The organism is Burkholderia anthinoferrum, from assembly GCF_002925705.1.
Taxonomy (GTDB): Bacteria; Pseudomonadota; Gammaproteobacteria; order Burkholderiales; family Burkholderiaceae; genus Burkholderia; species Burkholderia semiarida.
In genome coordinates this window covers 343146-364014 of record NZ_LFZP01000041.1, presented here as the reverse complement: position 1 = coordinate 364014, position 20869 = coordinate 343146, and the positions used below count along the sequence as shown (strand labels likewise).

Genomic DNA, 20869 nt, shown 5'->3' with positions numbered 1-20869 from the left:
CGACGGAGAACACCGAACATGAACCAGCAAGCAGAACCGTTCCTGAGCACCCTCGACCCGCAGGCCGACGCCGCGCAGGTGCACGTCTCGCGCGCCCACGAATCGGCCCACCTGCACGTGAGCGGGCGCGCCACCTACACCGACGACATTCCGGTCGTCGCGGGCACGCTGCACGCGGCGCTCGGGTTGTCGGCGAAGCCGCACGCGAAGATCGTGTCGATGAACTTCGACGCGGTGCGTGCGACGCCGGGCGTGGTCGCGGTATTCACGGCCGACGACATCCCGGGCGTCAACGATTGCGGCCCGATCGTCCACGACGATCCGGTGCTCGCGAAGGGCGTCGTGCAGTTCGTCGGCCAGCCGATGTTCATCGTCGTCGCGACGTCGCATGAAACCGCGCGGCTTGCCGCGCGCCGCGCGCAGGTCGAGTACGAGGAGCTGCCCGCGATCCTGACCGCGCAGGAAGCGCGCGCGGCCGAATCCTACGTGATCCCGCCGCTGAAGCTCGCGCGCGGTAACGCGGCCGCGCGGCTCGCCGCCGCGCCGCACCGCGAGTCGGGCGAGATGCTGCTCGGCGGGCAGGAGCAGTTCTACCTCGAAGGACAGATCGCATACGCGGTGCCGAAGGACGACGACGGCATGCACGTGTACTGCTCGACGCAGCACCCGAGCGAGATGCAGCACCTCGTCGCGCACGTGCTCGGCGTGGCGTCGCACAACGTGCTGGTCGAATGCCGCCGGATGGGCGGCGGGTTCGGCGGCAAGGAATCGCAGTCGGGCCTGTTCGCATGCTGCGCGGCGCTCGCCGCATGGAAGCTGCTGTGCCCGGTGAAGCTGCGTCCGGACCGCGACGACGACATGATGATCACCGGCAAGCGGCACGACTTCCATTACCGCTTCGACGTCGGCTACGACGACGACGGCCGCATCGACGGCGTGGCGCTCGACATGACGTCGCGCTGCGGCTTCTCGGCCGACCTGTCCGGCCCGGTGATGACGCGCGCCGTGTGCCATTTCGACAACGCGTACTGGCTCGGCGACGTCGACATCGCCGGCTACTGCGGCAGGACCAACACGCAGTCGAACACCGCGTTCCGCGGCTTCGGCGGCCCGCAGGGCGCGTTCGCGATCGAATACATCCTCGACGACATCGCGCGTTCGCTCGGCCGCGATCCGCTCGACGTCCGCTACGCGAACCTGTACGGCAAGACCGAACGCAACGTGACGCCGTACGGGCAGACGATCGAGGACAACGTGCTCCAGGAGCTGCTCGGCGAACTCGAGGCGACGAGCGACTACCGCGCGCGGCGCGCGGGCGTGCGTGCATTCAACGCACGCAACACGGTGCTGAAGAAGGGCATCGCGCTCACGCCGGTGAAGTTCGGCATCGCGTTCAACGTCACGCACTTCAACCAGGCCGGCGCGCTGGTGCACATCTACACCGACGGCTCGGTGCTCGTGAACCACGGCGGCACGGAGATGGGGCAGGGGCTCAACACGAAGGTCGCGCAGGTGGTCGCGCACGAGCTCGGCATCCGCTTCGGCCGGGTCCGCGTGACGGCGACCGACACGAGCAAGGTCGCGAACACGTCCGCGACGGCCGCGTCGACGGGCTCGGACCTGAACGGCAAGGCCGCGCAGGACGCGGCGCGCCAGTTGCGCGAGCGGCTCGCGGCATTCGCGGCGAAGCAGTTCGGCGACGGCAAGGTCGAGGCGGCCGACGTGACGTTCGGCAACGACGTCGTGTGGGTCGGCGGCCATGGCGTGCCGTTCGGCGAAGTGGTCGCGAAGGCATACCTCGCGCGCGTGCAGCTGTGGTCCGACGGCTTCTACGCGACGCCGAAGCTGCACTGGGATCAATCGAAGCTGCAGGGCCGGCCGTTCTACTACTACTCGTACGGCGCGGCGGTGTCGGAAGTCGTGATCGACACGCTGACGGGCGAGATGCGCACGCTGCGCGTCGATGCGCTGCACGACGTGGGCGCGTCGCTGAACCCGGCGCTCGACATCGGCCAGGTCGAAGGCGCGTTCATCCAGGGGATGGGCTGGCTGACGACCGAGGAGCTGTGGTGGAACAAGGGCGGCAAGCTGATGACGCACGCGCCGTCCACCTACAAGATCCCGACCGTGAACGACACGCCGCCCGAGTTCAACGTGCGGCTGTTCCAGAACCGCAACGTCGAGGACAGCATCCACCGCTCGAAGGCCGTCGGCGAGCCGCCGCTGCTGCTGCCGTTCTCGGTGTTCTTCGCGGTACGCGATGCGATTGCCGCGGTCGGCGACTATCGCGTGAACCCGCCGCTCGACGCGCCGGCCACCGGCGAGTCGATCCTGCGCGCGGTGCAGGCGGTGCGGGCGGCGAACGCCGCGCGGGCAGGCTGACGTGAACGGCGTCTGCCCGCTCATTTCGTGCGTCGGCTCCGACGGGGCGATCGGCTTCGTTCGGGCGACCCGCCGGAGGCCGGCGTGAACGGCCCCGCTCGTTCGCCGCGTGCCGCGTCCGATGCGCCCGTCGTGGGGTGCGAAGGCGCGTGCGGCAGCGCGCCTTCGCCGTTGCAGCCGTTCGCGCCGGGCACCGGCCAGCGCAACCGCGCGACCGGTGCGCCGCCGCCGATGCACGTCGTGCTGTTCGGCGCGGGCCACGTCGGCCATGCGCTCGTCACGCTGCTCGGCGCATTGCCGTGCGTCGTGCAGTGGGTCGACACGCGCGACGAGCTGTTCCCGGACGAGTGCCCGCCGAACGTGCAGCCGGAGCCGACCGACACGCCGGAGGCCGTCGTCGACGCGGCGCCGCCCGGCGCGTATTTCCTCGTGATGACGCACAACCACGCGCTCGACTTCTCGCTCGCCGCGCGGATCATGCGGCGGCGCGACTACGCATACTTCGGGATGATCGGCTCGCGCACCAAGCGCGTGAAGTTCGAGCGCCGGCTCGCCGCGCGCGGCGTCGATCCGGCGCGGCTCGTCGAGATGGTGTGCCCGATCGGCGTCGCCGGCATCGTCGACAAGGCGCCGGGCGCGATCGCGGTGGCCGTCTGCGCCGAGTTGCTGCAGGTGCGTTCGGGGATGCCGGTGGCCGATGCGAACGCAGCCGCGGCCGGGCGCGCACGCGACGAGGTGTCCTGCGCGCGGTAACGCGCGCATGCCGCGCGGCCGGCGCACGGCCGTGCGTTTTTGCCTACACTGCACGACAACGCGCGGCAGCGGGCCGCGCTCACTTTACCGTGCACGCGCCCATGTCCGATCATTCCGTCTATCTCGACGCGCTCGATGCGAGCCTCGTCGCCATCGAGCGCTGGCTGTCCGGCGTCGATACCGCGCCGGCGGCGCTCGATGCGCTGCTCGCCGCGTTTTCCGCCGACTTCACGATGATCCTGACCGACGGCCGCATGGTCGACCACGACGGTATGCGCGCGCTGTTCGCGAAGCTGGCCGGCGCGAAGCCGGGGCTGCGCATCGCGCTGTCGGAGATCCGCGTGCTCGCGGCGGACGCGTCGCACGCGGTGCTCACCTATCGCGAAGCGCAGCACGCGGCGGCGGGCGAGTTGCCCGCGCGCCGCGCGACCGCCGTGTTCGCGCGCGACGCGGCGGGCGTCGTACGCTGGGCTCATCTGCAGGAAACCTTCTGCACGGCCTGAGCGGCCGCGCTGCCTGACCCGTCGCGCTGCGCTTCGGCCGCGCGTCAGCGCTTGCGCGTGCGGGCGACCGTCAGCTCGTCGGACACGCTCTGCATCAGCGCGCACAGCCACGCGATGTCGGTCGGCCGGTCGGGCTGCGGGTGCGTGAGCAGGTAGCTCTTGATGCGCGGGAACGGCACGGGCGGCGCGACGACGACGAGCGGCAGCAGTTGCGCATAGTGCGTCGCGAAGCGGCGCGTCGTCGTGAAGATCAGGTCCGACTGCAGCAGCACCTGCGGCACGATCCCGAAGTACGGCAGCGTCGTCACGACGCGCCGCGCGAGGCGCGCGCGTGCCAGGCCGATCTCGATCGCATTGCGCTTGTCGCCGGTGTACGGGGTGGGCGCGACGTGCGCGGCCGACGCATACGCTTCGCGCGTGAGCGGCTCGCGGGCGAGCGGATGCGCGTCGCGCATCAGGCACACGATCGTGTCGGAGAACAGGTCCTGGCGCGCGAACTGCGGGTCGGGCTTCGGCCAGTTGCCGATCACGAGATCGAGCGCGCCCGACTCGAGCGCGGCCGCGTGGTCGAGCGCGGGGTTCAGCGAATCGATTTCCAGACGGGCATGCGGCGCCGCGTCGCGAAAGCGCTCGATCAGCGTCGGCATGAAGAAATCGTTCAGGTAGTCGGGCGCGGCGACGCGGAACGTGCGCCGCGCGGACGACGGATCGAACTCGCCGTGCGGCGTCGCGATGAAATCGACCTCGCGCAGCGCGCGCGACGCGGCTTCGAGCAGCGACGCGCCGTATTCGGTCGGCACCATGCCGGATTTGCCGCGCACGAGGATCGGATCGTTCAGCGTCTCGCGCAGCTTGCGCAGCGCGGTGCTGATCGCGGGCTGGGTCTGGTTCAGCCGCAGCGCGGCCTGCGTGACGCTGCGCTCGAGCAGCAGCGTGCGCAACACGCGCACGAGCCAGATGTCGAGCGAGGCGGTACGGTCGTCGTCTTCCATTGGTGGGGGATGCGGGGGACGCCAAGGGGCCGTTTTCATATGAAAACAGCCCGTTACCTTACCGCAGCCGCGCGTTGCCGTGCGTGATACCGGCCATCACGCACGCCATCACGCGCGGCCCTTCGGCAGCGTGCTGATCCGCTTGACCTCGCCCGATTCGAGCCAGTTCGGCGTGCGCGCGCAGTACAGCACCATCGGCAGCGCGTCCTCGCCCCAGAACAGTTGCTGGTTCATCCAGAAGGTCGGCACGCCGAACACGCCGAGCGCGATCGCGTCGGCCGTGTTGCGGGTCAGTTGCGCGGCGGTTTCCTCGAATTCGATCAGCTCGTCGCCGTGGCCGACGCCGACGCGTTCGCACAGCGCCGCGAAGCCTTCCGGCGTCGACGGATCGTTGCCTTCGCGCCAGATGAAGCGGAACATTTCCAGCACCGTCGCGATATCGGCGCGCAGCGCGATCGCGAGGCGCAGCACCTTGTCCGAATCGAACGGGTGCGCGGGCGGCATCTTGAAGCGGATGCCGAGCTGTTCCGCGCGAAACAGCGCGTGACGGTACGTGAACACGCGCTTGGCCGGCACGTCGGCGCTCGGACGCTGGCCCCAGTGGCGCTGCAGGTCGGCGAGCGACACGGCCACGGGGTCGAACGGCACGTCCGGCCATTTGTCGTGCTGCTCGAGCAGCAGATACGAGAACGGCGACACGAAGTCGAAGAACCAGGCGGGTTGGGCGGTATCGAGGCCGGTTGTCATGTCGTTCTCCAGAAGGTGGGGCGTGCGGCGCCTGACGGCGGCCTCCATGTTACGCGGCGGCGCGCGCATGCAGCAATGATCGCGGATCGTCCGCTCATGCGGAACCGGGAGTCGCCCGGGGGGCGTCGCCGGCCGGCTGCCGCGCGCTTGCCGTGCGTGCCGGCGGGCTGCCGGCGGCGGGCGGGCCCGCCGGCGTGTCCGGCTCCTGCGCGGTGAGCCGTTCGCGCACGAAGCCGATGTGCTCGCGCAGCACGTAGAACTGCCCGGCGTACGCGAGCGGCATCTTCATCCGGTTCACGGCTTCCTCGATGTCGTCGAGCTCGTCGAGCAACTGGACGCGCTCCTCGGCCGTGTGTTCGCCGAGCGCGCGGCGCTCGAGCGCGATCAGCGCGCCGTACCAGCGGTAGATGCGCGAGCGCACGCGCCAGCCGTACAGCGACGGCACGAGCCGCAGCCCCGGAATCAGCACGACGATCAGCGGCACGACCACCACCAGCAGCCGGTCGACGAGGCTCGCGACCCAGAACGGCAGCCGCCGGTACAGGAAGCTCTTGCCCGACTTGTAGTAGCGGGCGGCGTCGTCGGACAGCGGGAAGCCGCGCGTGACGGACGACGGAAATTCGCCTGCGTGCTGCAGGATCGTCGCGTGCCCGTGCACTTCGCGCGCGGCCTCGATCAGCAGGTCGGACAGCGCGGGGTGCAGCGAGTCGCGCGCGACGAGTTCGATCGTCGGCGCGACGGTGTGGATGTCGGCAGGCGGCAGGTTGCGGCCGAGATCGTAGACGCCCATCGGCAGCGTGATCGCGGTCAGGTACGGAAACCGCCGCGCATACGCCTCGGCCTGCGTGAACGAATACACGTGCACGCCCGGCGCGCGGAACAGCTTCGCCATCACCGGGATCTGCGTCGAGTCGCCGGACAGGAAGGCCGCGTCGATCTTGCCGTCGAGCAGCGCGGTCGCGGCGTCCTCGCCGGCGGTCGGCAGCAGCTCGGTCGAGCCGCCCGGCACGATCCCGTTCATCTTCAGCAGCGCGAGGCTCAACTCGCGCGCGCCGCTGCCTTCCGCGCCGAGCGCGAGCCGCTTGCCCTTGAAATCGGACAGCCGCGCGACGATCGGGCCGCGGTACATGATCGCGAGCGGCACGTAGCCGATGCTGCCGAGCGACACGAGATGCTCGTCGCGCTCCTTCGGGCCGATGCCGCTCTGCACGAAACCGACGTCGACCGGCGCGTTCGGGTTCGACAGCCGCGCGAGGTTCTGCGCGGAACCTTCGGACGATTGGACGTCGAGCGTGACGCCGTTTTTCGCGAGGATCGTCTTGTATTTCTGCGCGGCGTTCCAGTACGTGCTGCCCGGCGGCCCGGCCGAGATCACGAGCGTGGACGGCGGCGCCGGCTGGATCAGCTTGACCGCGAGCCAGACGGCCGCGCCGGCGAGCAGCACGGTCGGGCCGATCGACAGCGCGAGGTCGCGCCACGAGACGGCGACGAAGCGGGCGAGGATGCGGCGCGGCGGGCGAGGGCTGGCAGGCTTCATGGGGCGGGTGGATGACGCTGGCGTGACGCATCGGTGACGGTCGTCACCGGACGACACGGATGCTCGCGGCGATGGTACCCGGTTTCGCCGCGCATGCGCGAGTCGGGCGGGCCCGCGCGGCTGTCCGGCGACAGCGGCGGCGGCCGTCGCGTCAAAAGCTTTGCGCTTCGGCGGGCGCTGGATTACATTGTGCGACGCAGCCGCGCCCGAATCGCGCGCGACCCGGCACGTCATGAGACCGGGCGCGTCCGGCCGGCGGCTGTCCGGCCCGGCTGGCCCGCTTCTCGCGTGCGCCGGCCGCCGGCCCGTGCCGCCTCTCTCGTATCGCCGTGGAAAACACCGGCTGTCCCGCCCGTTCGCGCGCGGGCCGGCTGTTTTTGGGGGTATCCGGCCGTACTGTGCACGGCCGTTCCGAAGTGATAAGGAGATAGCATGAAGTCGATCGTGTTGAGAGCGTTGGGTGTCGCCGCCGTGGCGGCCTGTCTGTCGGGCAGCGTGTATGCGCAGTCGAGCGACGCAGCGGCGACGGAAGCGCCGGCGGCCGCAGCGAGCGCGCCGAAGGCCGCCGCGAAAACCGCGAAGAAGGCGAACCGCAAGCTCGGCTACGCGGTGCGCAAGGCCATTACGAAGGCAGGCGGCATCGACGTGGCGAACATCGTCGTGCGTTCGAAGGGCGGCGCGATCTCGCTGGAGGGCACGGTGCCCGACCAGGCACAGATCGACAAGGCGGAAGAGGCAGCCAAGAGCGTGAAGGGTGTGACGTCGGTCTCGAACAAGCTGACGGTTCAGCAGCAGTAACGCCGGGCGGCGGCGCGCGAGCGCCGCGTGCGCCCGTTTCCAGCGGGCCCCGGCATGCCGGGGCCCGTTTGCGCTTCAGAGGCCGAAAGCCGCGCGCGGCGCGGCGGCGGACCGATAACGATATCGAGGGGGCGGCGATGACGAAGCTCGGGTGGGGCAGGCGGGTGGTGTGGGGAGCGGCGCTGGCCGCGGTCGCGATGCTCGGCGCCTGCAACGGCGACGAGTCGGCCGAGCGCAACCGGTTGCCCGGCTTCGTGTCCGGCAGCGTGCGCACGACGACCTACGACGGCGCGAGCGACGACCTGCTGACGGCCGGCCTCGGCAAGACGGGGCTCGCCGCGGCGAGCGCGCCCGGCTTCGCGAATCCGGCGCGGCCGACGAGCGCCGAATTGCGGCGCCTCGCCATCTGGTCGAACTACCGCGCGCTCGTCGACATGAGCGCGAACGGCGGCTACGGCCGCTTCTGGGGGCCGAACGTCGACCTCGGCGGCAACGATACGCTCGGCGAAGGCAAGATCCCCGGCACCGAATACCTTGCGTATGCCGACGACGGCAGCGGCACCAAAAACGTCACGCTGCTCGTGCAGGTGCCCGCCCGCTTCGATCCCGCGCAGCCGTGCATCGTCACCGCGACGTCGTCCGGCTCGCGCGGCGTGTACGGCGCGATTTCCGCGGCCGGCGAGTGGGCGCTCAAGCGCGGCTGCGCGGTGGCCTACAACGACAAGGGCGGCGGCAACGGCGCGCACGAGCTCGGCTCCGACACCGTCACGCTGATCGACGGCACGCTCGCCAACGCGGTGCTGGCCGGCACCGCGAGCCTGTTCACCGCGAACGTGACGAGCGGCGATCTCGCCGCGTTCAACAACCGCTTCCCGAACCGCTATGCGTTCAAGCACGCGCATTCGCAACAGAATCCCGAGCAGGACTGGGGGCGCGTGACGCTGCAGTCGGTCGAATTCGCATACTGGGCGCTCAACGAGCAGTTCGGGCCGCTGATCGACGGCTCGCGTCGCGGCGTGCGCTATCGCGCGGGCGACATCACGACGATCGCCGCGTCGGTCAGCAACGGCGGCGGCGCGTCGCTCGCGGCGGCCGAGCAGGACAACCGCGGCTGGATCACCGCGGTCGTGGTCGGCGAGCCGCAGATCAACGTGCGGATGGCGCCGAACGCGGTGGTCCGCGCGGGCGGCCAGCCGGTGCCGTCGTTCGGCCGGCCGCTGGCCGATTACGCGACGCTCGCGAACCTGCTGGAGCCGTGCGCGGCCGCATCGGCGTCGCTCGCCGGCGCGCCGTACCTGAGCGCGCTGCCGGCCGCGACCACGCAGTCGATCCGCACGCAGCGCTGCGCGACGCTCGCCGCGGCCGGGCTGGTGTCGGGCGCCGACACGCAGAGCCAGGCGGCCGACGCGCTCGCGCAGCTCCACGCGGCCGGCTATCTGGCGGATTCGGACCTGCTGCAGGCGTCGATGTGGGATTCGCAGGCGATTCCCGCGATCGCGGTCACCTATGCGAACGCATACACGCGCTCGCGCGTCACCGACAACCTGTGCAACTTCAGCTTCGCGACGACGAACGCGACGGGCGCGGTCGCGGCGCCCGCCGCATCGCCGATGCCGGCCGTGTTCGGCGCCGGCAACGGCGTGCCGCCGACGGCCGGCATCAATCTCGTGTTCAACGACGGCGCGGGCGTCGACCACCGGCTCGCGACGCCCGATGCGAGCTTCGCGGGCGCGCTGTGCCTGCGCCAGCTATGGACGAACGGAATGCTCGGGATGCCCGCGAACGTCGACGCGGTGCGCGTGAACGCGAACCTGCACGGCAAGCCGGCGATCATCGTGCAGGGCCGCGGTGACGCCCTCGTGCCGGTGAACCACGCGTCGCGCGCGTACGTCGCGCAGAACGGGATCAGCGAAGCCGGGCGTAGCCGGCTGGTGTTCTACGAAGTGACGAACGGCCAGCACTTCGACGCATTCCTGTCGGTTCCGGGCTTCGATACGCGTTTCGTGCCGGTTCACTACTACAACGTGCAGGCGCTGAACCTGATGTGGAAGCATCTGAAGAACGGCGCGCCGCTGCCGCCGTCGCAGGTGGTGCGCACGGTACCGCGCGGCGGCACGCCGGGCGCCGCGCCCGCGCTGTCGAGCGCGAACCTGCCGCCGATCTCGACCGCGCCGGGCGCGAACGCGATCACGACCGGCGTGGGCACGATCGACGTGCCGCTCTGACCGCGGCCGACGCGCCGCCTCGTGCAAGCCGGACAGCCGTCCGGCTTTTTTCTGCGCGTCGTCTGGAATCGGTCGCACCGCGTTCAACGCGCAGAACCTGACGATCAAGAACGACCCGTCGGGCCACATGATCTGCCTGAACGACGCGTCGTGGACCGCGCTGAAGGGCGATCTCGCCAATTTCTACGACGGCATCCTCGCGAACCGTACTGCGCTGCAACGCGTGCTGAAGCTGCGGGCGCGCACGCAGCACCGGGACGGCGTTGTTCGTCAGGAGCGGCGCCCGCTTACGCCAGCACGAGCCGCACGCCGACCGCGACCAGGGTCGACGCGAGCAGGTTGCGCAGCAGCCGCTCGGGCGCGCGTGCCGACAGCAGGCTGCCGATCACGATGCCGGGCAGCGAACCGAGCAGCAGCGACAGCAGCATCGACCAGTCGACCGAGCCGAGCAGCCAGTGGCCCATCCCCGCGACGAGCGTGAGCGGCACCGCGTGCGCGATGTCGGAACCGACGATGCGGGTCGTCGCGAGCAGCGGATACAGCAGCAGGAGCACGGTCACGCCGATCGCGCCGGCGCCGACCGACGTCATCGACACGAGCACGCCGAGCACGGCGCCCGTCAGCACGGTCGACCACAGCGTGCGCGCGGGGCTCGGCGCGAGCGGGTTGCGCGCGGCGAATGCGGTGAGCTGAGGGCGGAAGATCAGCGCGAGCGACGTCAGCAGCAGCGCCACGCCGAGCACGAGCTGGATCATCCGCGCGGTACCCGGCGTGTTCATCCCGTGCGTGTGCAGCCACCACAGCGTGAGCGCCGCGGCCGGCACGCTGCCCGCCGCGAGGCGGCCCGTGATGCGCCAGTCGACCGAGCCTTTCAGGCCGTGGACGAGCGTGCCGGTGGCCTTGGTCGCGGCCGCGTACAGCAGGTCGGTGCCGACCGCCGTCGCAGGGTGGACGCCGAACAGCAGCACGAGAATCGGCGTCATCAACGAACCGCCGCCGACACCCGTCAGGCCGACGAGAATGCCGACGAACAGGCCGGACAGCGAGTACAGCAGATCGATATGGGGAAGCGACATCGGAAGCAGGCGGTTATGCGGCGTTCGGCGGCGGCGCGCGGCCCGTGGCGTGCGCGTCAAAGTCCGCCATTGTCGCAAAAGTGACGCGTCAATGGACGACTGCGTTAAAAATCGGCCGCGAAGGCCCGCCCGGCAGGCGGCCGGCGGGACGTGAAACGCGCGTTCGGGCGGGCGCGGCCGACGACGATGATCTGGCCCGAAAGCGGCGGCGAACCGGGCGCGTACGCCGCGTGCCCGGCACGCACGAAAAAGGCGCGACGATGCGCGCCCCGGTCCGATACCGGTTCCCGGCCCGTCCGTCGACGGTCAGTGCATCGCGGGCCCGGCGCCTTCGACCGCGCGCGGCGGCCGGATGCGCAGCGCGAAGCCGGTCAGCGCGGCCACGGCCGCAAACGCCGCGCCGAACGCGAAGGCCGCGTGGTAGCCGCCGTTCAGCGCGTCGAGCGGCGCCGCTTGCGCCGCCGCCAGTGCGCCGGTGCGGGCCTCCGCGAGACTCGCGAGGACCGCGAGCCCGAGCGCGCCGCCCATCATGAACGCGGTGTTGACGATGCCCGACGCGAGCCCGGAATCGGCCGGATCGACGTCGTTCATCGCGGCGAGCAGCACCGGATTGAACGCGACGCCAGCGCCGATGCCGAGCAGCGCCATGCCGGGCAGCACGTGCCACACGAAACCGCCGTCGACCGGCGCGCGCGAGAACAGCGCGAGGCCGCATGCCGCGGTCAGCAGGCCGGCGGCGATCGGGCCGCGGATCCCGAAGCGCATCACGATGCGCGCCGACAGCCCGAGCGAGAACGCGGCCATGATCAGGTTCGCCGGCAGGAACGCGAGGCCGACCTGCAGCGGCCCGTAGCCGAGCACGCGCTGCATGTACAGCGCGGACAGGAAGAACCACGCGAACATCGCGGCCGCCCACAGCACGGCGATCGCGTTCGCGAGCGCGACGTTGCGCGCGGCGAACAGCGTGAGCGGCATCAGCGGATGCGCGGCGCGCGACTCGATCGCGATGAACAGCGCGAGCAGCACGACGGCCGCGCCGATCAGCGCGACCGTCTGCGTCGACAGCCAGCCGGCCTCGTTGCCGCCGACGATCCCGTAGACGGCCAGCATCAGCGACGCGGTTACCGTGATCGCGCCGGCGACGTCGAGCCGGGCCGTGCCGGCCGGCGCACGCGTGCGCGGCAGCAGCGCGACGCACATCGCATAGACCGCGGCGCCGATCGGCAGGTTGACGAGGAAGATCCAGTGCCACGACAGCGAGCTCGTCAGCAGCCCGCCGAGCAGCACGCCGATGCTGCCGCCGCCCGCGCACACGAAGCCGTAGACGCCCATCGCACGTGCGCGCTCGCCGGGCTCGGTGAAGAGATTCATGATCAGCGACAGCGAGACGGCCGACACGACCGCGCCGCCGAGCCCCTGCACCGCGCGCGCGGCGATCAGCATCGCCTGTGATTGCGCGAGGCCGCAGGCGAGCGACGCGAGCGTGAACACGACGAGGCCCGCGAGGAACATGCGCCGCTGGCCGTACAGGTCGCCGAGCCGGCCGCCGAGCAGCAGGCAGCCGCCGAACGTCAGCAGGTACGCGTTGACGACCCACACGAGGGCTGTTTCGGTGAAGTGGAGGTCGGTGCTGATCGACGGCAACGCAACGTTCACGATCGTGCTGTCGAGCACGATCATCAGCACGCCGAGGCAGAGCACGATCAGCGCATACCAGCGCTTCTCGCCGTGGATACCGTGGGTCATGGGCGCTCAGCCTTCTCTCTGACAGTTATTTGAAAGGAGGCATTGTAGACGTCATCGGCGCGGGCTTCCTGCCGGTTTGTGGCAGCAGCGAAGCGTAGTGGCGCGCGGCGCGCGTGCCGCGGGTTGCGCGTTACGACCGGGCCGGCAGTTCGCAGCCGTCGGGGCCGCAGGCGGCCGCGTCGCTGCCGCCGAGTTCGACGACGCCGTCGCGCCATGCCTGGTCGAGCGCCTGCGCGAACGCGTCGGCCGGCTGCGCGCCGGACACCGCGTAGCGGCCGCCGAACACGAACAGCGGCACGCCGCGCCCGCCGATCTGTTCGGCGCGCGCGATGTCGGCCTCGACTTCGTCGCGGTAGGCGTCGCTGCGCAGCACCGCTTCGACGGCCGGGCGCTCGAGCCCGGCTTCGACCGCGAATTCGGTCAGCGCGGCATGATCGAACAGCGAGCCGTGCTCGCAGAAATACGCGCGATAGAGCCGCTCGGTCAGCGCGTGCGCGCGGCCCGACGCCTGCGCGAGCTTCACGAGCCGGTGGCCGTCGAGCGTGTCGCCGACCAGCGTGCCGGGCAGGTCGTAGCGCAGCCCGACGCTCGCGGCCGCATCGGTCACCTGGCGCAGCATCTGGTCGACCTGCGCCGGCGCCATCCGGTATTTGCCTGCCAGCATCGCCTCGACCGGCTCGACGGGCTGGCCGGGCATCAGCCGGTACGCGCGCGGCACGACGTCGACGCGCTCGGCGTGCGCGAACGCGGCCAGTGCCTCGTCGAAGCGGCGCTTGCCGATCCAGCACCATGGGCAGATCAGATCGGACCAGATTTCGACGGTCAGGGTCGGGCGGGCAGTCGGAGCGGGAGCGGTCGTCATGGGCGGTTCGGGGCGGCAAAAAAATGTAACTGCGACTATATCATTTTATGGTGCCGCGCTTGGGCGCTTCGGCGGCGGGCCCGCGCGGAACCCGGGCTGCACCCGCGCATCGCGAGGCTTGGACGCGGAACCGGAAGGCCGGTGCCGATGGCGCGAAGTCTGCGCGTCATCGCGCCCGCCGCATCCCGCTCAGGCGTCGCCCTGCGTTTCCTTCAGGTGCTTCAGATGCTTGTAGACCGTCGCGCGCCCCATCCCGAGCACGTTCGCGACGTAGTTCGCCGCGCTCTTGCCGCGGAACGCGCCTTCCGCGTACAGCGCCTCGACGAGCTCGCGCCGGTGCTCGCGCGTGAGCCCGTTCAGCCCGACCTGCCGCTCGCGCAGCCATCCGTGCAGGAACGTGTTGATGCGCTCCTGCCAGTCGTCGCGGAACAGTTCGTCGGGCTGCGCGACGACGCCCGCGCCCTTGATGAACAGGTCGAGCGTCGCGCGCACCTCGTCGAACACCGCGATGTTGAAGTTGATGCACATCACCCCGGCCGGCCGGCCTTCGTCGTCGAACAGCACGTTGCTCACGCAGCGCATCCGCCGGCCGTCCCAGTTCAGCTTCTCGTACGGGCCGATCACGCGTTCGCGCGCCGAATGATCGATTTCCTCGAGCGCGGAATCGTCGCCGACCTCGCGCTTCGACAGGTTGTTCGCGAGATACAGCACGGTCTGGTCGTGCAGGTCGTGGATCACGACTTCCGCGTACGGGAAGAACAGCGCGGCGATACCGTCGGCGATCGGCGCATAGCGGGTGAGCAGCAGGTCTTTGACGGGAGATTTCTTCTTGCGCATCGGTGTCGCGATCTCGGGTGGGCGGGAGCGGAGCAGCGTGTGGGGCCGGCGGGCCGGGCCACCGTCGGCCGGCATGCCCGTGCGCCCGCGCGCGGCCGCCGCAGCGGTTGCGCCATTGTATCGGCCCCGTGTGCGCGCGCCGCTCATGCGTGCGTCAGATGCGTGTACAGCGCGTGCGCGATCGCGATGTCCTCGAGGCCCAGGCCGATCGAGCGGAACAGCGCGTGACGCGTGCGCGACGGCGCCGCGCAGGTGCCGGCGACGAGCGCGGGCAGGTCGCCGACGATCCGGCCGGCATCCCAGCCGTGCTCGGCCGCGGCGATCTGCATCTCGCCCGCGCTCGCGGGCGTCGTGTGCCGGTAGTCGCAGTAGACGTCCATGTCAGGCAGCCACGCGGGCGGGATTTCGTGCGCGCGCGCGACGTTCGTGCTGATCGACGTGACGAGCGCGGGGCGCGTGAGCATGCCGTCGCCGAGCACGGGCGTGCCCGACGACGTGCACAGCATCACGACGTCCGCGTCGCGCACGCAGGCCTCGACGCTCGCCGCCGCGCGTGCGCGCGCGTCGAGCGCGGTCAGGCTCGCCTGCAGCGCCGCGTCACCGGCCAGCGCGGGCGAGTACACGCGGATCGTGGCCCAGTCGCGCAGCGCCACCGTGTGCCGCAGGTGCGCGAGGCCGACCGCACCCGCGCCGACGATCGCCAGATGACGCGCGTCGCGCGGCGCGAGACAGTCGACCGCGAGCGCCGTCGTGCCGGCCGTGCGTTCGACGGTCAGCAGCCCCGCGTCGCACCACATCAGCGGCTGGCCGGTCTGCATCGACATCAGCGCGGTCCATGCGGTGACGACAGGTTTGCCGCCTGTCACGACATACGGCGACAGCTTCGCGCCGAACACCTGCTCGTCGGCGAGCGCGCCGAGATACGTGATGAAGTCGCCAGCCCGGTCGGGAAACAGCGTGAGCGTCTGCGGCGGCTGCACCGCGCGCGCCGCGGCCAGCGACGCGAACATCCGGCGCAGCGTGCCGAGCACGTCGAGCGACGGCAGCGCCGCGCGCACCGCGGCTTCGTCGACGGTCAGCGGCAGGGTGGGGACGGTTTGCGTCATGGGGCATCTCCGGTTCGGGCTGGACAGAAAGTCTCGAAAGACGGTGTTCTGTGGGATTTGTGATGGACGAAAAGTCTAATATAGACAAACAAAGTCGTGAGAGTTTTTATTTTCGAGATGCTGTTTCGGAGTCGATGTCACGAAAAATTCCATGAAATCAACGGTGTTTTTGGTGATCGAAAGAAATTTCGACATGGAGGGCCAGAGCGGCATCCTCGTATCCCCTATAGTCTATAGTAGACTTTGAGTCTATATTTCGCATGCAGGACCCGCCACGTCGCCATGCGGCGTCGGCCTGCACTCGAATGCCGACCCGCCGCCCACCGAGGGTGTCGGGCGACCGATCTTCATCGCCTCAATCCGGAACGGAAGACCGTCATGAACTGGAAGCTTTCCCTCTGCGCCGCTGCGGCGCTCGCGTGCGCGGCCGTCACGGCCCATGCGGAACAAACCACGTTGCGCTTCGGGATCGAAGCCGCCTATCCGCCGTTCGAGAGCAAGACGCCGGCCGGTCAGTTGCAGGGGTTCGACGTCGACGTCGGCAACGCGGTGTGCGCGAAGCTGAACATGAAGTGTGTATGGGTCGAGAATGCGTTCGACGGGCTGATCCCCGCGCTACAGGCGCGCAAGTTCGACGCGATCAACTCGGCGATGAACATCACCGCGAAGCGCAAGCAAAGCATCGACTTCACGCCGGCGATCTACGTGGTGCCGATCGTGATGGTCGCGAAGCGCGGTGCGCCGTTGAAGCCCGACGTCGCGAGCCTGCGCGGCAAGCACGTCGGCGTGCTGCAGGGCTCGTCGCAGGAGGATTTTCTGAAGGCGCACTGGGCCAATGCGGGCGTGGCCGTCGTGTCCTACCAGGAGCAGGACCAGATCTACGCCGATCTCGTCGCGGGGCGTCTCGACGCGGCCGTGCAGGAAGCGCAGACCGCGCAGGACGGGTTCCTCGACAAGCCGGCCGGCCGCGACTACCAGATCGTCGGCGAGCCGCTGAAGGATCCGGCGACGCTCGGCGAAGGCACGGGCTTCGGGATGCGCAAGAACGACAAGGCGCTGCAGGCGAAGATCGTCGGCGCGCTCGATGCGCTGAAGAAGGACGGCACGCTGAGCGCGCTGTCGCAGAAGTACTTCAAGCGCGACATCATCGCGAAGTAAGCGCCGCCGCGCGCCGGCCGCGGGGCCGGCGCAACGCGCATCCCATCTCGACGCAGTACGGGGAACCATGGATTTCGACGTCATCGTTCTGGGGGCCGGCATCGTCGGCGTGTCGTCGGCGCTGCATCTGCAGGATCGCGGGCTGCGCGTCGCGCTCGTCGACCGGCGCGCGCCCGGCGAGGAAACCAGCCACGGCAATGCGGGGCTGATCGAGCGCTCGTCGGTCGTGCCGTATGCGTTTCCGCGCCAGCTCGGCACGCTGCTGCGCTATGCGCGCAACCGCTCGGTCGATCTCTATTGGGACTACCGCGCGCTGCCCGCGTACGCGGGCTGGCTCGCCCGCTTCTGGCGCGAATCGTCGCCGCGGCGGCTCGCGGCCGCCGCGCGCGACCTGCTTCCGCTCGTCGCGGCGAGCGTCGTCGAGCACGATGCGCTCCTCGCGCGCACCGACGCGCAGCCGCTCGTGCACGACGGCGGGTGGATCGAGGCGTTCCGTTCACCCGCGCTGTTCGACGAGCAAGCGCGCGCGCAGCAGCGCGTGGCGGCCGAGCACGGGCTGCGGATGACCGTGCTCGATGCGCGTGCGCTGCGGGCGCGCGAGCCCGGCATCGGCGACGCATTCTGCGGCGCGTTCCACTGGCAGGACCCGAAGACCGTATCGAGCCCGGGCGGGCTGACCAAGGCGTATGCGCGGCTGTTCGAGCGCGACGGCGGCACGTTCGTGCGCGGCGACGCGACGACGCTCGTGCAGATGGATGGCGGCTGGCAGGTCCGGTCCGAACACGGGCCGATCTCGGCACGCTCGGCCGTGGTCGCGCTCGGGCCGTGGTCCGATCATGTGTTCGCGCCGCTCGGCTACCGGATTCCGCTGCGCGCGAAGCGCGGCTATCACATGCATTACCGGCCGACGCGCACGCCGCTGAACGTGCCCGTGTGCGATACCGAGGCCGGTTTCGTCGTCGCGCCGATGGAGGGTGGCCGCCTGCGGCTCACCACAGGCGTCGAGATCGCGCCGCGCGATGCGCCGCCGACCGGCGTGCAACTCGCGCGCGCCGAACCGCTGGCGCGCGACGCGTTCGGCATCGGCGAGCGGCTCGATCCGCAACCGTGGCTCGGGATGCGGCCTTGTACGCCCGACATGCGTCCGGTGATCGGGCCGGCGCCGCGCCACCGTCATTTGTGGTTCGCGTTCGGCCATTGCCATCACGGGCTCACGCTGGGGCCCGCGACCGGCCGCCTGCTCGCCGAGATGATGACGGGCGCGCCGACCTATATCGATCCTCATCCGTATCGGCCCGCCCGCTTCGGCTGAACCTGCGGCGCGCGGATGCGGTTTCGGTCGCCGGCACGCGCCGGCGGGCATGCGCTTGCTTCACAGTTTTTCGTTCTGCTGTCCGGCTCGTCGAAATCCGCGCAATTGGAAATGATCTGCGTAATCGACAAGAAAGAAAATTTCGCGACAAAAGAAAATCAGCAAATTCGCGATTGATCAATGCATTTTCATATTGCCGAAATGCGTAATGGTCGGCCCGTCGTAACGGTATAGGGTTGCATTGCCGGCGCGTGTTCCGGCATTGGCGGAATGTACCGGTACACGTCACCACGAGGCTCGCAAACGTTACGTTACATCCCCGCTCCGATGGCGCTTTTCGTCAGACTATTGTGGCGTCGCGACGCGTGAATTCGTCAGAAATCAATTAAAAAAGCGTTATTGCCGGTCAATAAGCAGACAAATCCATCCGGTTTTTGTATTGGCACGCTTCGTGCAATCCGTCCCCATGCTTTGTCAACGTAGTGCCAACCGAGATGGGGAAAATAACGATGGGACAGAATTTTAAATTGACGGGTGTGGCGCTGTCGGTCGCGACGGTGTTCGGGGTGCTGGCTTCGGGGTCCGCGATGGCCGCGGCGCTCGATTCGCTGCCGATCCCGCAAGTGATCGTCAATCCGCCGACGAACAGCGTGTCCGTCGGGTTGGGCGCGACGGGGACGTCGCCGCTGGGTTCGGTCACCGTGACGGCAGGCGGGTCGGGCACGGTCCAGACGTCGCTCGGCGAGCCGGGGCAAGTGCTGTCGGGCGCCGTGGGGGCGGTGACGGGGGCACTGGGTAATGTCGGCGGCGGCACGAATCCGCTGGCGCCGGTGCAGGGTGTGGTGAATCAGGTGACGGGCGCGCTCGGTGGCGGCAACCCGGCAGGTGCGCTGAGCGGTGCCGTGGGTACGGTGACGGGCGCACTCGGCGGCATCGGTGGCGGCAACCCGGCCGGCGCACTGACCGGCGCGCTGAACACGGCAACCGGCACGCTGAGCAACGCGCTCGGCACGGCAACGGGTGCGCTGGGCGGTGTCGGCGGCGGCACGAATCCGCTGGCGCCGGTGCAGGATGTGGTGAATCAGGTGACGGGCGCGCTCGGTGGCGGTAACCCGGCAGGTGCGCTGAGCGGTGCCGTGGGTACGGTGACGGGCGCACTGGGCGGCGTTGGCGGCGGCAACCCGGCCGGCGCATTGACGGGCGCCCTGGGCACGGTAACCGGTGCACTGGGCGGCGTTGGCGGCGGCAACCCTGCAGGCGCGTTGACCGGTGCCCTGGGCACAGTGACGGGCGCACTGGGCGGCGTTGGCGGCGGCAACCCTGCCGGCGCATTGACCGGCGCCCTCGGCACCGTAACCGGCACACTGGGCAACCTCGGCGGCGGCGCGAACCCGATTACCCCGATCCAGAACGTCGTGAACCAGGTCACCGGCGCGCTAGGCAGCGGCAACCCGGCCGGCGCATTGAGCAACGCGGTCAACACGATCACCGGCACGCTCGGCAACGTCGGCGGCGCAGGGAGCCCGCTCGCGCCGGTGCAAGGCGCCGTCACGCAACTTGCCGGCACGCTCGGCAGCGGCGATCCTGCCGGTGCGCTGACGAACGCGCTGAACACCGTGACGGGCGCGCTCAGCGGTGCGAACCCGCTGGCGCCGGTGCAGGGCGTCGTGAACCAGGTCGTCGGCACGCTGTCGGGTGCAGGCGGCGGCAGCCCGATCACGCCGATCACGAACGTCGTCAACGGTCTGCAGAACGCATTGCCGGGCGGCAACCCGGCCGGCGCGCTGACCGGCGCCCTCGGCTCGGTGACGGGCGCGCTCGGCAACCTCGGCGGCGCGAACCCGCTGGCGCCGGTGCAAGGCGTCGTGAACCAGGTCGTCGGCACACTCGGCGGCAGCAATCCGGCCGGCACGCTGAGCAACGCGGTCGGGACGGCCACCGGCGCACTCGGCAACGCGGTCGGCTCGGCAGCGGGCGCGCTCGGCGCGCTGGGCGGCACGAACCCGCTGGCGCCGGTCCAGGGTGTCGTGAACCAGGTCGTGGGCGCGCTCGGCAGCGGCAATCCGGCCGGTGCACTGACGGGCGCGCTGAACTCGGTGACGGGCGCCCTCGGCAACCTCGGCGGCGCCAACCCGCTGGCGCCGGTGCAAGGCGTCGTGAATCAGGTGGTCGGCACGCTGTCCGGCGCTGCCGGCAACAACCCGATCGCGCCGATCACGAGCCTCGTGAGCGGCCTGACGGGCGGCGGCAACCCGGCGGGCGCCCTGACCGGTGCGCTCGGTTCGGTGACGGGCGCACTCGCGTCCGGTCCGGCGGCGCTCGGCCAGGCTGCCGGCGCGCTGTCGGGCGCGGCCGGTTCGACGGCAGCGGCAGGCGGCAGCCTGCTCGGCTCGGGCGCGAACGCGGCCGGCGGCACGGCCGGCGCGGTCGGTTCGCTGCTGACGGTGGGGGCCAATTCGACCGCGACGGTCGTCAATGCGGTCGGCACGTCGGTGGGTACGGCGCTCGGTTCCGCGCCGAGTCTGTCGGTGACGCCGCATTCGGGCAACAGCTCGCCGAACAACCCGCTCGCACCGGTGACGACGCTGCTCCAGTCGCTGACCGGCGCACTGCCGAGGTAACCGGCCGAAACCGCCCGACGGCGCTGCATCGGCCGTCGGGCGAGACGGTCGCGCAATACGGGCCGTGCAATACCGGCGATGCAGTACCGGTCGCCCAACGCGGCATGACAGCGATGTCATGCCGCGTTGTCATTTCGGGCTTCCCGCGCTCTTTCGTCACATGAACGATCGCGGCTGCCGGTCGCGGCGCCGCATGGAATAACAGGCCGTCGCC

At 70.2% G+C, this 20869-nt stretch carries 16 protein-coding genes; 8 read left to right on the top strand and 8 right to left on the bottom strand.

Going from position 1 to position 20869, the window contains the following annotated elements:
- Positions 1–18 precede the first annotated feature (18 nt).
- The 3 genes from xdhB to C5F75_RS15045 all read left to right on the top strand — a co-directional run bounded on the left by xdhB (position 19) and on the right by C5F75_RS15045 (position 3638).
- Positions 19–2382, top strand: coding sequence for a xanthine dehydrogenase molybdopterin binding subunit (gene xdhB / locus C5F75_RS15055; RefSeq protein WP_104012402.1), 2364 nt, complete (start codon positions 19–21; stop codon positions 2380–2382).
- Between the two features lie 84 nt (positions 2383–2466).
- Positions 2467–3135, top strand: a complete 669-nt coding sequence (gene xdhC / locus C5F75_RS15050) for a xanthine dehydrogenase accessory protein XdhC (protein ID WP_104012401.1) — start codon at positions 2467–2469, stop codon at positions 3133–3135.
- Between the two features lie 101 nt (positions 3136–3236).
- Positions 3237–3638, top strand: coding sequence for a polyketide cyclase (locus C5F75_RS15045; protein WP_060965634.1), 402 nt, complete (start codon positions 3237–3239; stop codon positions 3636–3638).
- Positions 3639–3682: 44 nt separating this feature from the next.
- On the opposite strand, the gene C5F75_RS15040 is transcribed toward C5F75_RS15045, so the two are convergent.
- From C5F75_RS15040 to C5F75_RS15030, 3 genes are all read right to left on the bottom strand, one after another.
- A complete protein-coding gene (locus C5F75_RS15040) occupies positions 3683–4630 on the bottom strand; it encodes a LysR family transcriptional regulator (RefSeq protein WP_059574228.1) in 948 nt (315 codons plus the stop codon).
- Positions 4631–4738: 108 nt separating this feature from the next.
- Positions 4739–5377 carry a 2-hydroxychromene-2-carboxylate isomerase gene (locus tag C5F75_RS15035; protein ID WP_059574337.1) on the bottom strand — a complete coding sequence of 213 codons (639 nt, stop codon included), beginning with the start codon at positions 5375–5377 and terminating at the stop codon, positions 4739–4741.
- Positions 5378–5471: 94 nt separating this feature from the next.
- On the bottom strand, positions 5472–6914 hold the full coding sequence (locus C5F75_RS15030; protein WP_104012400.1) for a TAXI family TRAP transporter solute-binding subunit: 1443 nt from the start codon (positions 6912–6914) through the stop codon (positions 5472–5474).
- 432 nt (positions 6915–7346) lie between these two features.
- Between C5F75_RS15030 and C5F75_RS15025 the strand changes: the two genes are divergently transcribed.
- Positions 7347–7712: a BON domain-containing protein gene (locus C5F75_RS15025; protein ID WP_059574226.1), complete on the top strand. Its 366-nt coding sequence runs from the start codon at positions 7347–7349 to the stop codon at positions 7710–7712.
- Positions 7713–7849: 137 nt separating this feature from the next.
- Positions 7850–9937: a D-(-)-3-hydroxybutyrate oligomer hydrolase gene (locus tag C5F75_RS15020; RefSeq protein WP_104012399.1), complete on the top strand. Its 2088-nt coding sequence runs from the start codon at positions 7850–7852 to the stop codon at positions 9935–9937.
- 287 nt (positions 9938–10224) lie between these two features.
- Here C5F75_RS15020 and C5F75_RS15015 read toward each other — a convergent pair whose 3' ends face one another.
- The 5 genes from C5F75_RS15015 to C5F75_RS14995 form a co-directional block, all read right to left on the bottom strand.
- Positions 10225–11013, bottom strand: coding sequence for a sulfite exporter TauE/SafE family protein (locus C5F75_RS15015; RefSeq protein WP_059574336.1), 789 nt, complete (start codon positions 11011–11013; stop codon positions 10225–10227).
- A 306-nt stretch (positions 11014–11319) separates the two neighbouring features.
- Entirely contained in the window at positions 11320–12759 is a 1440-nt protein-coding gene (locus C5F75_RS15010; protein WP_059574224.1) for a DHA2 family efflux MFS transporter permease subunit, read from the bottom strand.
- A 130-nt stretch (positions 12760–12889) separates the two neighbouring features.
- Positions 12890–13621 carry a DsbA family oxidoreductase gene (locus C5F75_RS15005; RefSeq protein ID WP_059574223.1) on the bottom strand — a complete coding sequence of 244 codons (732 nt, stop codon included), beginning with the start codon at positions 13619–13621 and terminating at the stop codon, positions 12890–12892.
- 189 nt (positions 13622–13810) lie between these two features.
- Positions 13811–14605 (bottom strand): helix-turn-helix transcriptional regulator, encoded by a 795-nt coding sequence (locus C5F75_RS15000; protein ID WP_081066595.1) that lies wholly within the window; start codon positions 14603–14605, stop codon positions 13811–13813.
- Positions 14602–15564 carry an ornithine cyclodeaminase family protein gene (locus C5F75_RS14995; RefSeq protein ID WP_104012398.1) on the bottom strand — a complete coding sequence of 321 codons (963 nt, stop codon included), beginning with the start codon at positions 15562–15564 and terminating at the stop codon, positions 14602–14604. The genes C5F75_RS15000 and C5F75_RS14995 overlap by 4 nt, the downstream gene beginning before the upstream one ends.
- A gap of 378 nt (positions 15565–15942) precedes the next feature.
- On the opposite strand from C5F75_RS14995, the gene C5F75_RS14990 reads away from it, so the two are divergent.
- From C5F75_RS14990 to C5F75_RS14975, 3 genes are all read left to right on the top strand, one after another.
- Complete coding sequence (locus tag C5F75_RS14990; RefSeq protein WP_059642012.1) at positions 15943–16722, top strand: ABC transporter substrate-binding protein; 780 nt, start codon at positions 15943–15945, stop codon at positions 16720–16722.
- Between the two features lie 67 nt (positions 16723–16789).
- Entirely contained in the window at positions 16790–18034 is a 1245-nt protein-coding gene (locus tag C5F75_RS14985) for an NAD(P)/FAD-dependent oxidoreductase (RefSeq protein ID WP_104012397.1), read from the top strand.
- Positions 18035–18543: 509 nt separating this feature from the next.
- Entirely contained in the window at positions 18544–20655 is a 2112-nt protein-coding gene (locus tag C5F75_RS14975) for a beta strand repeat-containing protein (protein WP_104012396.1), read from the top strand.
- Positions 20656–20869 lie beyond the last annotated feature (214 nt).